This window comes from Paenibacillus sp. PK3_47, assembly GCF_023520895.1.
Taxonomy (GTDB): Bacteria; Bacillota; Bacilli; order Paenibacillales; family Paenibacillaceae; genus Paenibacillus_AQ.
The window spans coordinates 1,379,021-1,393,273 of the sequence record NZ_CP026029.1 but is presented as its reverse complement, the minus strand read 5'-3'; the positions used below and the strand labels follow the sequence as shown (position 1 = coordinate 1,393,273).

Sequence of the window (14,253 nt, the reverse complement as noted above, 5' to 3'; positions counted from 1 at the left end):
ATGAGCTCAGGCGGCGGAATTCTGATTGTTGCGACGAAGAATAAAGGCAAGGTGCGGGAGTTTCAGCATGCTTTTGCGCCGCTTGGACTGACTGTGAAGAGCATGTTCGATTATCCGGAACTGCCGGATGTCGTCGAGGACGGGGAGACCTTTGCCCAAAATGCTTTCAAAAAGTCAAAAGCCGTAGGCGATGCCCTCGGACTGCCGGTGCTCGCGGATGATTCCGGGCTGTGTGTGGATGCCCTCGACGGCAAACCGGGTGTCTACTCCGCACGTTATGCGGGAGAAGGAGCCGAAGACGGCGAGAATAACCTGAAGCTGCTGAGTGAGCTGGAACGGCTGAAACAGGGCGAGGACACCGGTCAGCCGCTGCTCAGCACGGCGCGGTTTGTCTGTGCGTTGTCGCTGTATGATCCGGCTGACGGCCAGGAGCTGACCGCTGAAGGAACGGTGGAAGGCTGGATCACCTCTGAGCCGGCCGGCGGCGGGGGCTTCGGTTATGATCCGCTGTTCTATCTTTCAGAGTATGACAAGACAATGGCAGAGCTTACGCTGGAAGAAAAGCAGAAGATCAGCCACCGGGGAATGGCGCTGCGGCTGCTGACCGGGAAGCTTGCCGCGAAGCAGAACGGATTGTAGTTTTATAAAATACAGAAAAGGGGCTATGCGTGAGCATAGCCCCTTTATATTTGGAAATTCCCGCAAGGCAGCATATAGGACAGCTGAATCAGAAATTATGTTACAGCCAGACTAAGTTCCTGGATGCTGCGCAGTCTGGAAATCCGGACAGGGGAATTACGGCCGTTATATTCCGTTATTGTATCGAGGCTCCCGGCATCCTGGTGGTGAGATACAGCGATCACAATGGAGCGCTGCGATAACTCGGACAATAATTCTGCTACGAGCTGCTGGTTTTCGGGATCGAGAGCCGAAGATATTTCGTCACACAGGTATACATCCGCTTTTTTTAGATTTCTGATCGGCCGTGACGGCCGGAAGGCAGGTCCTACATTCCACAGGATTCTGCAGAATATCAAGGATGTGCATGAAGAGATCAAAATCAATATCCGCGTCAATGTCGACAGAACGAATATCGGCCATGTAGATCAGATTCTGGACCTGCTGGAGGAGCATGGGCTCAGGAACAAAGTGGGCTTTTACATTGCGGCTGTGGATGATTCCGCTAGCTCCTGCGCCAATCCGGACTGCTTTTCTTCTTACGAGTTTTCAGGGGAAGAAATGCAGGTATACCGTAAGGCGCTGCAGCGCGGCTTTAATACGATCCGGATGCGGAGCCGTTTCTCCGTCCAGTTATGTTATTGACCCGCTTGGGGATCTCTATAAGTGCTGGAATGAAATCGGCAGAAAAGACTGCAGTGTCGGAACGGTAAGCGGCGGTGTGAAGTATAATTCGGTTCTTGTTAACTATATGGAATATGATCCTTTCAAGGTCACCAAATGCTCGGACTGTGCGGTACTGCCTGCTTGTCTGGGCGGCTGTCCTTACGTCGCGGCGCTAAAAAAAGATCCCCGCTGTGACTCCATCCGCTATAACGCCAAACATATGATCTGGCTGATTCATGAAGTCAAAGCAGCGGAGCCGTCACCCGTTGCAACTCAACCTGGCCAGAACGTAGAGAAAGGGCACAACAAGCAATATAAAAGGCAATAGATAGGACAGGAGGACGATCTCCCCGCTTTCCCCGCGGCTGAGCTGCATTACCACGGCCATTACCTCCACTGCGCCGGCGATGCAGCACAAGTAGATGAAATTAGACAATCTTTTGGATTCCAGGTAACGGTGAAAGGGCAGCGGAGAGCTTTTAATATATGCATCGAGCTTGGAGTCCATGTCCTGTCTGATGGAGCTGCGGATGAAGTAGATCCCGCTGAATATCAGGACGGTATGAAGGAACAGCACCACCAGGAGCCCCATCCAGGCTTAATTGTATACTCCGCGGTAACCGCCTTCAAACGAGCTGCTGTGAATGACTGTTGTCAGTGTTGTATAGGCTGCATTGCCGGATGGAAACTAAAAAAAGGTTAGTATGGCAAACAGCAGCAGTGTCCATATAAATGTGCGTTTGCGGGTCCGTTCTTTGACCTGCGGAGGGACAAGCTGCAGCTGTCCGGAAACCGACGGTTTGATCATCACAGGCCACCCGCCAATCCGCCATGGCCATCCAGCGGATGGCTTCTGCCGGAGGAATCCTGGACCAGCTGGTTCTGATGCATATAATATAAGTAGACATCTTCAAGCGAAGGCTCTGTTTCAACTGCGTAAGGGGCAGGGCGCGTATAGGACAGGACACGGGTCTCCAGACCCTCACGGTTCATCTGGCTGCCGCCGTAAATATGAGGCACCTTCAGATCTGTCCCGGTGCCCGCCGCCGGAATTCTCCAGACCTTACCGTGAAGGGACTGCTTCAGGGTACGCGAGTCGCCGGAGGCAAGAACCCGGCCCTTTTTCATAATGATAATATGTGTGGCAAGTGCCTCAACATCGGAGACAATATGGGTAGATAATATGACTGTGGACCGTTCGGCATACTTGGCAATCAGCTGCTTGAAGAACACCCGCTCATCCGGGTCGAGACCTACAGTGGGTTCATCCAGCAGCAGGACAGAGGGCTGATTGAGCAGAGCCTGGCCGATGCCGACCCGCTGCTTCATCCCGCCGGAGTAGCTCTGGATCGGCTGGTCGCCGATCCCGGACAGATTAAGAGATTCCAGCAGCTCCTCTACCACAAGGGCAGCTTCCCGTCCCGGCAGACCCTTCATGGCAGCGATGTACATCAGAAATTCCCGTCCGCTCAGGGCAGGGATCAGTCCGATACTCTGGGGAAGATAGCCGAGCCTGCTTTTGTAATAACTGGAGGCTTTATAAACATCCTGGCCCTCATAAAGAATCCGCCCGCCGGACGGCTTATCAATCATGGCGAGAATATTCATCAGAGTGGACTTTCCGGCGCCGTTGGCACCCAGCTGAAGAAAATATAGATATTGTGAAATATAGAACAAAGTTTAATGCAAATCATCACCGATTTAAAAGAAGTTAAAAGCCCTCAAGGAATTAGAAACAAGATAATAATATCCCTATATTATGGAAATTTCCCCCTGGTATAATCCGGTGCTTTGTAAGAGAATAGAATTGCCTTCATACATTTCCATGCCATCCCTCCACACATTGTAAAAGATCCCTCCTGCCAGACATATTTCCTGACACCTATCTACTGACAGCATCAGCAAAGTATCCTCTTGAAGGAGCGAAACACCGGGAAGTGCAGTTTTTGTGCGCTTTTTAAGCTTGTCTATCATCAGGAATGTACGAAGGTTGATAGAAAGGCAGAGTAAAGGCAAATCCGAGCGGGGGGTGAGCGCAGGGGCTTTTTGAACAGGGTGTGTGCTGTGTTTTGAACCTAAGGAGGTAGATACCGAAATGAAGTTCACTAATAACAGATCCCGTAAAAGCTTTACGCTCGGCATCATCGTGGCGATTCTCTTCTCGCTTATTCCGGTTTTTGGCACCAGTGCAAAGACGGTAAGTGCGGCAGCAGACTACAAGATCGTTGGTTATTATGCTTCGTGGGCTGCCTATGGACGGACTTTTAATGTAAGTGATATTGATCCGACCAAAATGAATGTCATCAATTACGCCTTTGCCGATATTTGCTGGAACGGTGTCCATGGCAATCCTGATCCTACCGGTCCGAACCCGGTCACCTGGAGCTGCCAGAATGAACAAGGCCAGACAATCAGTGTGCCTAACGGTACAATTGTGCTTGGCGATCCCTGGATTGATGCCCAAAAAAGCTTCGGCGATGACAAGTGGGATGATCCCATCAAAGGCAACCTGAAACAGCTGTGGAAGCTGAAAGAGCGGAATCCGAATCTCAAAACGGTAATTTCCGTCGGCGGCTGGACCTGGTCGAACCGGTTCTCGGATGTGGCGGCAACGGCAGCTACCCGTGAGGTGTTTGCCAATTCTGCGGTGGATTTCATCCGCAAATACAAAATGGACGGTGTTGATCTGGACTGGGAATACCCTGTAAGCGGAGGGCTGGCCGGCAACAGCGTCAGACCTGAGGACAAAGGGAATTATGTGCTGCTCCTGCAAAAAATCCGTGAAAAACTGAATGCCGCCGGCGCTGCTGACGGCAAAACCTATCTCCTGACGATTGCCTCCGGTGCCTCACCGGCCTATGTTCAAAATAACAACCTTAGCGGCATTGCTGCGGTTGTCGACTGGATTAATATTATGACTTATGACTTTAACGGCAGCTGGAATACAACAACCGGACATAATGCCCCTCTCTACTATGATCCCGCCGCTGCTTCAACAGGATTGACAGAGCCGGCGAATTACAATATCGACAAGGCGGTAACGAGCTATCTGACTGCAGGAGTCCCGGCGGGCAAGCTCGTGCTGGGAATGCCGTTCTACGGCCGCGGATGGGGCGGAGCTCCTGCTGCGAGCAACGGACAGTATCAGGTATCCGCCGGAATCTCCTCTACAGGGACCTGGGAGAAGGGCAACTACGATTTTTATGATCTGGAAGCAAATTATATCAACAAAAACGGCTACACCCGTTACTGGAACAACACCTCCAAGGTTCCTTATCTGTATAATCCGTCCACACAAACCTTCATCAGCTATGATGATGCAGAATCGATCGGTCATAAGGCCAGCTATCTGAAAAGCAAAGGGCTGGCGGGTGCCATGTTCTGGGAGACCAGCGGTGACCGCAACAGAACGCTTACAAACAAGCTGTTCGCCGAGCTTGGCGGCGGGGTGGTTACGCCAACACCGACACCAACTGTTACTCCAACGCCTACCCCTACGCCGTCAGTGACTCCCACGCCAAAGCCTAGCGTCACACCAACAGCAACGCCAACAGCAACACCAACAGTGACTCCGACGCCAAAGCCTAGCGCCACGCCAACAGCAACGCCAACAGTGACTCCGGCGCCAACACCTGGCGCTACACCGACGCCAACCCCGGGTGTATCCGCATGGGCCGCCGGAGTAGCGTATAAAACAGGGGATGTTGTCTCCTACAACGGTGCCACGTATACGTGCAGGCAGTCCCATACCTCGCTGCAGGGCTGGGAGCCGCCTGTTGTACCGGCTCTCTGGCTGCTGAGATAAGAACTCCTGTTTAATATGTAATCCGAAGAGCCTGCAGAGAAGGCATTGCCTTTGCTCTGCAGGCTTTTTTTTGCCGCGGCATGCTTATAGACTTTAACAGAGACGCTCATAAGCTTCCATCCGCTGAAATATAATAACTACATACGCCAGTGCCCATCTTTGACATACTTTGCAACGGATTGCAGTTTATTACGTTATAGGAGTATATAGAGGAAGGTGGTGTGTTGACCGATGGAGGTATGGGTGATTTGGTTGATCGCAGCCGGCATCCTGTTCGTGATTGAAATGATGGTAACCACATTTTACTTGCTGTGGCTCAGTATCGGGGCTTTGGCAGCAGGTCTGGTATCATTGCTGTTTCCGGAGGCTTTTCTGCTGCAGGTGGCCGTTGGCTGTGCCGCTGCACTGCTGCTGACGCTGTTCTCGAAGCCGCTGGTGGCGAGATTCCGCAGTTCCCGGGGGTTCAAGGATACAGGGACAGAAATCGTAGGCAGACAGGGAATTGTGGTGGAGCCGATTGAGATGGGCCGTTACGGCCAGGTCAAGATAGGCGGGGATACCTGGAGCGCAACCTCTGTTCAGGCACTGAAGAAGGATGAGGTAGTCAGAGTGATCCGAAGAGGCAACACTATTATTGAAGTAGAGCGATGGGGGGATATGTACTGATGGAATGGGCGATTATCGGTATTATTGTGGTTGTAGTCGTAGTTTTTATTGCACTGACGATCAAAATTGTACCGCAGCAAAGAGTAGGTGTTGTAGAACGTCTGGGTAAATTCAACCGCCTGCTTACACCGGGGCTGAATATTCTGATTCCGGTAATTGATCAGGTGCGCACGTATCATGATTTGCGGATTCAGCAGGCGAATGTTCCGCCGCAGACGGTAATTACGAAGGATAATGTTCAGGTGCAGATCGATACGATTATTTTCTACCAGGTCGTTGGCCCGGAAGAAGCAACTTACGGAATTTCCGATTATGTATACGGTGTCCGCAACATCTCTACGGCAACAATGCGGCAGATTATCGGTAAGCTGGAGCTGGATGAAACCTTGTCCGGCCGGGAAAAAATCTCCTCGGACATCCGTCTCGCCCTCGATGAAGCGACTGAGAAGTGGGGCGTGCGGATCGAGCGCGTCGAAGTGATCGACATCAAGCCGCCGCTGGATATCCAGGAGGCGATGGATAAACAGATGAAGGCAGAGCGCAGTAAACGGGCGATTGTACTTGAGGCGGAAGCTGCCAAGCAGGATATGATCCTGCGGGCCGAAGGTGACAAGCAGAGTAAGATTCTGAAGGCGGAAGGGGACAAGGAAGCCCGGATCCGTCAGGCGGAAGGCCTGCGGCAGGCGCAGGAGCTGGAAGCGCTGGGTCAGGCCAAAGCGATCGAAGCGGTCGCCGAAGCCGAGAAGGCGCGGATTGCACTGATCAGCACCGCGGGGCTGGATGAGCGGGTGCTGGCTTACCAGTCTTTTGAAGCGTTGACCGATATATCGAAGGGTGCAGCGAACAAGGTGTTCCTGCCGACCAGCGCCGTCGAGACATTGGGCAGCCTGGGGGCCATCGCCGAGGTGTTCAAGTCCGGCAAGGACGGCAAGTAAGCCGGGAGTATTAGACAAATGCGGCACATTCCGTTAAAGTAAAAGCACATTGGTGTGTATATTTACTTTAAGGAGAAGATACTGTGACGCACAAAGAAATTTCCCCGCTGGTGGAAGCGCTGGGGCTGCAGCCTCACGTTGAAGGCGGATGGTACAAGAGACTTTGGAATTCATCCTTTGAAATCCCGCACGATACGCTGGGCGGCAGCTATTCCGGACCGAGAGCCTCGGCTTCGTCCATCTACTTCCTGCTTCATCCGGGTGAGACCTCGGAATGGCACACGGTGCTGTCTTCGGAAATCTGGCTGTGGCATTCGGGCAGCCCGATCGTACTGAGTCTGGGCGGCAGCGGCGACAAGCCGGAAGACGTCACAGAGGTCATCCTCGGCATCGACATCGCAGCCGGACAGCAGCCCCAGGTGGTAATTCCGGAAGGCGTATGGCAGGCTGCACGGGTACTCGGCGATGAGCCTGTACTGGTCTCCTGCATTGTATCTCCGGAGTTCCATTTTGACGATTTCAAGATGATCGAGAAGTAAGGCGGATTACAGAAGAAGCGCCGGCTGCAGATGCAGGGGCGCTTTTTTGCTGCGTGTACAGATTTCGTAATTCAACAGGTGTGACAAAATCCGCTTCACAAAAATGTGATAATACGTAGCAGGAATTCCTCCATCTAATTTTAACCTTTTTCCTGATTTATGAGATTTAATTGGAAATACTCCGGCTATTCAGGCGGATACAGGCCTTTAGTGACTAAATTAGTCTAGTTAAATGGAGATTTTCCCACTAGTATTCATAAAACGCTATTTGACGGAGGATTAGATGGATAAAATCCACTTCGCTTGGTTTGTGTGCGCCTTCTGCGAGAACTATTCAGACCGGATTATTCTAATCGATGCTGAAACGTCTGATCTGGAAGGACCTTCCCCTTTGAAATTCTCAACTTTTCCGTCTTTTTGGTTCCTGCGCAGTCATCTGCTATACTGTTTCTGAACTCTGCATGATTATGAGACCGCTTTTACGGTTAAAGGAAGTTTGATCACACCAATAGGCTTGGAGGGTTAATGATGAGTCAATTAAACGGACCATTTTCAGGTGGACCCACGTTAAATGATGGAGTAACGATGCCGTGGCTGGGGCTGGGCGTATGGCAGACCAAAGACGGCGAAGAGGTTATCAACGCGGTGAAAACAGCAATAGAGACCGGCTACCGCAGCATTGATACGGCGGCCGGTTACAATAATGAAGAAGGCGTCGGACAGGCCATCCGGGAGTGCGGTGTACCACGGGACGAGCTGTTTATCACCACTAAGGTGCGCAATCCCGATCAGGGCTACGAATCAACGCTCAAGGCTTTCGAGGAGAGCCGCAAAAAGCTTGGGCTGGATGTCATCGACCTGTACCTGATCCACTGGCCGGTGGCCGGGAAATACCGGGATACATGGAAAGCGCTGATCCACCTGCAGAAGGAAGGCTTGGTCAAATCGATTGGCGTAAGCAACTTTCAGGTTCATCACCTGCAGGATATTATCGACGATTCCGGCGTGGTACCGGTCGTTAACCAGGTCGAGTTCCATCCGCTGCTTACCCAGCGTGAGCTGCTGAAATTCACGCGCGCGCATGATATTCAGCTGGAGGCCTGGAGCCCGCTGATGCAGGGGAACCTGGATGTGCCGCTGCTGCAGGAGCTGGCCGAGAAATACGGCAGAACCGTAGCGCAGATTGTGCTCCGCTGGGATTTGCAGCAGGGCGTAATCACAATCCCGAAATCGGTGCATGCCGAGCGGATCGTTGAGAATGCCGGCTTCTTCGATTTCACGCTCAGCGATGAAGATGTGAAGGCGATTGAGGATCTGAATCAGAATCACCGGTTCGGTCCGGATCCGGATAATTTTAATTTCTAAGGTATAGATTTATAAAACCGGCACGTCTCCTACTGGAAGCGTGCCGGTTTGCGTTGAGAAGTGAAGTGATGGCTGCATAAAATCGAACCGGAGAATACTGCTCCTTAACCCCTGCGCCAGACCCATCGCTGATAGCTTATGTGAAGTGTAGTAACTTTAAGTGTACTTCCTGCAGTTAAAGAACCGTGAAATAGCGGATTTGGGGCTTTAACTGTATTCTGTACATCTAAAATTGGCTTATTGCCTTCTTGGAGGCTATACGGGGGTTTTTAACTGCAGAGAATGCAATTATAGTCCTTCCTCTACAAAAGTAGCCGGTTTTAATTGCACGATATGCAGTTAAAGCTCAGATGGCGGTCTTGGAGCAGAGTCAACGGAATTCTATGCAACTCTACACGGCTCGGAATGTCCCGTGCGCGCTGTTAACCAATGGACACATTATACTTACGCAGCCAGAGATCCACTTGGGCCAGATAAGCGAACAGCTGCGGGCCGGACATCAGCTGGCCGAACCAGGGCAAATTGCTGGAGGATTCCGGGGATGCTGCGATTTCACGGATTTTGGCGGCGTCAATTAAGGGCAGAATAGGTGAACTTTTATCATCCAGAATGTTGAGCATCCGTGTCCGTACAGCGTTCAAATAAGCGGGATTATGCGTTTTGGGATAAGGGCTTTTTTTACGGTAAAGTACATCATCCGGCAGGACACCCTCAAGAGCTTTGCGCAGAATCCCCTTTTCACGGTTGCCAACGGTCTTGATTTCCCAGGGAATGTTAAATACATACTGTACGAGCCGGTGGTCACAATAAGGAACGCGGACCTCCAGCCCTACGCCCATACTCATCCGGTCCTTGCGGTCCAGCAGGGTCGGCATGAAGCGGGTAATGTTGAGGTAAGACATCACGCGCATCTGGGCCTGCTTACCGGTCTCGCCGTCAAGTTTTGGCACTTCTGCCACTGCGTCGCTGTATCTGTCGCCCAAATACTCCAGCGGACGGATCCATTCATGGATTTCCGGAGATAACAGGCTTGCGCGCATTTTGGGTGCCACAGACCAGGGGAATGTGCCGGAAGACAGCATATCCTCACGGTGGAACCAGGGATATCCGCCAAAGATCTCATCCGCGGCTTCGCCGGAAATGGCGACGGTCGCGTTCTTTTTGATCTCTCCGCAGAACAGGTACAGCGAGGAGTCCACATCCGTCATCCCCGGCAAATCCCGGGAATAGAGCGCATTGTCGAGTGCTGCCACAAGCTCTGGCGTATCAAATGAAATATAATGATGATTTGTGTTCAGTTCATCGACCATCCGCTTGATCCATGGCCCGTCTGCGCCAGGCTGAAAAGAGTGGCTTTTGAAATGCTTATCATTATCCACATAATCGACAGAATAAGTATCCACCCTGCCTTGGCCGTTCTTGTTGTAGTAATTTACGGCGAGCGCAGTGAGCGCGCTGGAATCCAGTCCCCCGGAGAGAAGGGAGCAGACGGGAACATCAGAGACGAGCTGGCGTTCCAGCGTATCCTGCAGCAGCTCACGTACCTTGGCGGCTGTCTGCTCAACATTATCGGTGTGGTTATAGCTCTCCAGATTCCAGTATGCATAGCTGCGGATTCCTTCCCGGCTGTAAATCATGGCATGACCTGGACGAAGCTCGAATATATCTTTGTATACACCATGTCCCGGTGTCCGGGCCGGACCGACGATGAAAATCTCCGAGAGTCCCTCCGGACCAACCTTCGGCTGTACCTTGGGATGCTGCAGGAGCGCTTTAGGCTCGGAACCAAACACAAACACATCATCTACCCTGCTGTAGAACAAAGGCTTTACACCGAGACGGTCGCGGGCCAGAAACACTCTGTCATGCCTGCCGTCCCAGACAGCAAAAGCAAAGATGCCGTTCAGCTTCTCCGTGCACTCCGGACCCCATTCGATATAAGCATGGAGCAGGACTTCCGTGTCGCACTGGGTGAGAAAATGATGTCCCCGCTGCTTGAGCTCTTGTTTGAGTTCCGGGGCGTTGTATAATTCACCGTTATACACAATGGCGTACACATGGTCTTCATGGCGGGCGATCATCGGCTGTGCGCCGTTTTCGGGATCGATGACGCTAAGTCTGCGGTGGCCGAAGGCACAGGGGCCTGAGATCCAGGTTCCGGCCGCATCCGGTCCGCGGTTGGCCAAAGTTTCAGTCATTTTAACTAGCAGTTGCGAGTGCTGGGTAAGGTCGCCGCGCCACTGGATAAATCCGGTTATTCCGCACATGATGGTTCATCCTCTCTTTTTGTGCGATTGTTGTCCTTTCTTTTTTGCCAAGTAATACAGATATATGCCGATTGAAGGGATAAAATGTATGTCCTTATCCGAACACTAAGGGAGAGGGAAATTAGCCAGGAGGGATGATGACAAGTGTATTACATTAAAGACGCCAAAATCCGCAGAATGACCGAGTATGACGGTGCACCTTGTGCAGAGGTGGGTGTATTGCCGGGGGCTGCACAAGATTCCGCGCTTTTAGTGTACATTGTTGAGGACCGCCGGGAGGATGGGTACGAGATTGTACGCATTCTGACGAATGACGCGGACACTGAAACGGACTGGTTTGATAACAACATGCATGATGCCTTTCAGGACGTGACGTACAGCGCATTTACCGGCAGCATCGTAATGAGCCCTGAGGATGAACGTTCGAAGTTCCAGCGTGAACTGCTGATTTTTGGGGATTTGAAAAAACAGCTGGAGCGGCATTTCCGGGCATACTCCTGAGCCTTTAGGGTTGTGCTGCGGCAGACATGCCGCTAATCTGCCCCGGTGGCGGAACCGGTAACAAGCGGTTTTATGCGCTTGGATTTTCCGCCCCGGGGGCAGAAATGCCTGGAATTGATTTTTTTTCTTTACCCGGCCTTGAAAAATTTGCTGAATACGTTATAATAGATAACGTTGCGTTAATACATATTGATTAAAAGATTTTATTTTACATTTGTCCCGGTAGCTCAGCTGGATAGAGCATGCGCCTTCTAAGCGCACGGTCGGGGGTTCGAATCCCTTCCGGGACGTGATAAGAAACAGCCTTCCTTTGGGAGGCTGTTTTTTGCGTTCCGGGGGTGAGAACCCCTGGGTTGGGGACGTTGGAGGGTAAGCTTCGTGCGCGATCAGCCCGTTGTGACTGTGCGGCTCAGATCAACGGGAGAATTCCCGTTGAATTCATGTTATGGGGCTGTATGGATCAGATCAACGGGAGAATTCCCGTTGAATTCATGATTTGGGGCTGTATGGCTCAAATCAACGGGAGAATTCCCGTTGAATTCATGTTTTGAGGATGTATGGCTCAAATCAACGGGAGAATTCCCGTTGAATTCATGATTTGGGGCTGTACGGCTCAAATCAACGGGAGAATTCCCGTTGACTTCATGTTATGGGGCTTTGCCTTTCATATCAAAGGTATTTCTACCTTTGATATCGCGGATGCACGCGGCTCGGCCCGAATCAAGTGTATTGCTACCCTTGATATCACGCATACACGCGGCTCGGCCCGAATCAAGTGTATTTCTACCCTTGATCTCGCAGCTACACGCGAATTGGCCTGAATCAAAGGTATTTCTACACTAGCGTTGCATTAACCCTGACATAAGACTAACAGATGTTTAATATTTGGTTTAAATGAATATTTTTAACATGTTATTTTTCTCCTAAGATTCAAAGAGAAGGAGGAGTTAAATGTAGGTCACTAGTTGTCAATTTAATCCATATTTACATTCGAATTACTTCTTGCTCGGCCGGAGTTCTCCTACGCTTGTCCGCAAGATCTTTGGTTTCTGCCTCGTTCCTGCTGGTTTCCCATTGGAGGTTCTTCGCACGCGAAGTAACTCGTCTTCCAAGGCAGACCACGGTAGATAGAGATAGACCCGCATCAGTTTTAGTAACTGCCAGGGTGTTATTTTGCGGGGCAGCGAGGCGTTCATCTCTTGTACCAGAAGCGCTGTAATTAAAGCCAGGAATAACTGATTCCAGATGGCTTGTGGTGGCTTATAGCTATGCACATGCACGACCTGCAAATGCTGCTTTATCCATTTAAAAAACAACTCGATGAGCCAGCGGCATTTGTAAATTTGAGCGATGTCCTCAGCTGACAGATCCCAAATGGAAGTGACCAGACGGTAACGGCGGCCCTTTTCGTCCATGAACTCAATGAGCCGTAGTTCTTGCTTGTCGGCACGGGAGGCACTGCCCATATGGACTTTGGCATCCCGAAGGATTCGGCCTTCCGGCTCGACGGTGGACTCCTCCAAAATCGTGGTAAAGGCCCGGTCACGCAGACGCATGACGAATCGGATATCTTCTGTACTCCAGGCTTCCATCTTTTTGTAGTCGTCGTAGCCACGGTCCATGACGTAAGTCGTGTCCGAAGGAATGACGAGATCGACGGCACATGCACGGTCCCCTACATTGGCTGTCGTAGGCACCATGGCGTCGGGAAAAATGGTGTCAGGTGAGGCAGCAACGAGGCGCAGATGCATCTTGACGCTGCTGGCTTTACGACTCACCTGTGCCCAATTCCCCAAAGTTAGCGGCAACGAAATCGTGGAAGCATCGACGATGCTCAGTTTACCAATAATTTTGGACATTCCGTGTAGAGAAGCGGTCCGCCGTTTGGCACGCAAGGCCAGTTGCTGAAAGAGCCACTCCAGAAGTTCCGTGGGTAGACGATCCAACGAACGGGATAATTGGGAACCACTGATGCTCTCCAGATGAAACAGACGCTGAAGTTCGGTTTGTGCACGAATCTGAGCTTCGATCTCGCTGTAAGAAGACCAGCGGTTTAACTGGGCGGCAACGAAAATGAAGATACTTTTCATCACGGTAAGCTTTTTAGTGTAGTAATCGAACACGGTCGGTTCCAGAACATGGACCGGCAGTAAAGATACGAATTGACGAATGACTGAATTTGGTTTAACGTTATCCATTAGAGGCTCCTTTGTAAGGGGGTATGGACAACGTGCCTACCTTCTTACATTAGAGTTTTTTTCTGTGTCTGGACAGTTAGTTTATCCCATTTAGTTAATGTCAGCTTTTATGCAACGCTACTGGTATTTCTACACTTGATATCACGCATGCACGCGAATTGGCCTGAATCAAAGGTATTTCTACCCTTGATATCACGCATGCACGCGGATCGGCCCGAATCGAAGGTAATTCTACTCTTGATTTTCTTTTAACGCGCTATCCGGAGCAGCACCAGGAAGTTAGAAGTTTGTTAACGGGGCCAAGTAACTCTGCCGATTGCAAGTTTGGTGTGAGGAACTTAGCGGGGGATGGAGGACGCGCCAATTTTATAAGATCTCAGAACAACAGTTACTCTTCTTACCCCAGCCAGAACCTATTCCATCATCAGCTGCAGCAGAGCCCTTCCGATAAGCTCAAGTGTCATTTTCATTTTCTAGATCAAGCGTCGCTGCCACTCCTAGCGCCAGTGTCACTGTCATTGTCATTATTAGCGGGAACGTCTCTCGCATTGGTAACCGGAGCAGGGAAATCCCGCAGACGCTGCCTTGAGAGGATATGGCACACAGTCCTCTTCATAGTAACTGGAGCAAATC

General features: G+C 51.1%; 14 protein-coding genes and 1 tRNA gene. 11 read left to right on the top strand and 4 right to left on the bottom strand.

Annotation, left to right across the window (positions count from 1 at the left end):
• The 3 genes from C2I18_RS06305 (at nt 1) to C2I18_RS29795 (ending at nt 1,672) form a co-directional block, all read left to right on the top strand.
• Nucleotides 1-639: an XTP/dITP diphosphatase gene (locus C2I18_RS06305; protein WP_249900407.1), complete on the top strand. Its 639-nt coding sequence runs from the start codon at nt 1-3 to the stop codon at nt 637-639.
• Between the two features lie 225 nt (nt 640-864).
• On the top strand, nt 865-1,323 hold the full coding sequence (locus tag C2I18_RS06300) for a radical SAM protein (RefSeq protein ID WP_249900406.1): 459 nt from the start codon (nt 865-867) through the stop codon (nt 1,321-1,323).
• Nucleotides 1,277-1,672, top strand: coding sequence for an SPASM domain-containing protein (locus C2I18_RS29795; RefSeq protein ID WP_481857920.1), 396 nt, complete (start codon nt 1,277-1,279; stop codon nt 1,670-1,672). Before C2I18_RS06300 ends, C2I18_RS29795 begins: the two co-directional genes overlap by 47 nt.
• Here C2I18_RS29795 and C2I18_RS06295 read toward each other — a convergent pair.
• Both C2I18_RS06295 and C2I18_RS06290 read right to left on the bottom strand, forming a co-directional pair.
• Nucleotides 1,604-1,936 carry a hypothetical protein gene (locus tag C2I18_RS06295; RefSeq protein ID WP_249900405.1) on the bottom strand — a complete coding sequence of 111 codons (333 nt, stop codon included), beginning with the start codon at nt 1,934-1,936 and terminating at the stop codon, nt 1,604-1,606. The genes C2I18_RS29795 and C2I18_RS06295 overlap by 69 nt on opposite strands.
• A gap of 215 nt (nt 1,937-2,151) precedes the next feature.
• Nucleotides 2,152-2,937: an ABC transporter ATP-binding protein gene (locus C2I18_RS06290; RefSeq protein WP_249900404.1), complete on the bottom strand. Its 786-nt coding sequence runs from the start codon at nt 2,935-2,937 to the stop codon at nt 2,152-2,154.
• Between the two features lie 502 nt (nt 2,938-3,439).
• On the opposite strand from C2I18_RS06290, the gene C2I18_RS06285 reads away from it, so the two are divergent.
• From C2I18_RS06285 to C2I18_RS06265, 5 genes are all read left to right on the top strand, one after another.
• Entirely contained in the window at nt 3,440-5,149 is a 1,710-nt protein-coding gene (locus C2I18_RS06285; RefSeq protein ID WP_249900403.1) for a glycosyl hydrolase family 18 protein, read from the top strand.
• Nucleotides 5,150-5,392: 243 nt separating this feature from the next.
• On the top strand, nt 5,393-5,815 hold the full coding sequence (locus C2I18_RS06280; protein WP_249900402.1) for an NfeD family protein: 423 nt from the start codon (nt 5,393-5,395) through the stop codon (nt 5,813-5,815).
• Nucleotides 5,815-6,750 (top strand): SPFH domain-containing protein, encoded by a 936-nt coding sequence (locus C2I18_RS06275; RefSeq protein WP_249902025.1) that lies wholly within the window; start codon nt 5,815-5,817, stop codon nt 6,748-6,750. Before C2I18_RS06280 ends, C2I18_RS06275 begins: the two co-directional genes overlap by 1 nt.
• 83 nt (nt 6,751-6,833) lie before the next feature.
• Nucleotides 6,834-7,289 (top strand): cupin domain-containing protein, encoded by a 456-nt coding sequence (locus C2I18_RS06270; RefSeq protein ID WP_249900401.1) that lies wholly within the window; start codon nt 6,834-6,836, stop codon nt 7,287-7,289.
• 528 nt (nt 7,290-7,817) lie between these two features.
• Nucleotides 7,818-8,654, top strand: coding sequence for an aldo/keto reductase (locus C2I18_RS06265; RefSeq protein WP_249902024.1), 837 nt, complete (start codon nt 7,818-7,820; stop codon nt 8,652-8,654).
• A gap of 422 nt (nt 8,655-9,076) precedes the next feature.
• Here C2I18_RS06265 and asnB read toward each other — a convergent pair whose 3' ends face one another.
• Nucleotides 9,077-10,921 carry an asparagine synthase (glutamine-hydrolyzing) gene (gene asnB, locus C2I18_RS06260; protein WP_249900400.1) on the bottom strand — a complete coding sequence of 615 codons (1,845 nt, stop codon included), beginning with the start codon at nt 10,919-10,921 and terminating at the stop codon, nt 9,077-9,079.
• Nucleotides 10,922-11,065: 144 nt separating this feature from the next.
• On the opposite strand from asnB, the gene C2I18_RS06255 reads away from it, so the two are divergent.
• The 3 genes from C2I18_RS06255 (at nt 11,066) to C2I18_RS06245 (ending at nt 12,243) form a co-directional block, all read left to right on the top strand.
• Nucleotides 11,066-11,422: a hypothetical protein gene (locus tag C2I18_RS06255; protein ID WP_249900399.1), complete on the top strand. Its 357-nt coding sequence runs from the start codon at nt 11,066-11,068 to the stop codon at nt 11,420-11,422.
• Between the two features lie 216 nt (nt 11,423-11,638).
• A tRNA-Arg gene (locus C2I18_RS06250) sits at nt 11,639-11,712 on the top strand.
• Between the two features lie 267 nt (nt 11,713-11,979).
• Entirely contained in the window at nt 11,980-12,243 is a 264-nt protein-coding gene (locus tag C2I18_RS06245; RefSeq protein WP_249900398.1) for a hypothetical protein, read from the top strand.
• A gap of 174 nt (nt 12,244-12,417) precedes the next feature.
• Here C2I18_RS06245 and C2I18_RS06240 read toward each other — a convergent pair whose 3' ends face one another.
• A complete protein-coding gene (locus C2I18_RS06240) occupies nt 12,418-13,620 on the bottom strand; it encodes an IS4 family transposase (protein WP_249900397.1) in 1,203 nt (400 codons plus the stop codon).
• Nucleotides 13,621-14,253: the final 633 nt, after the last annotated feature.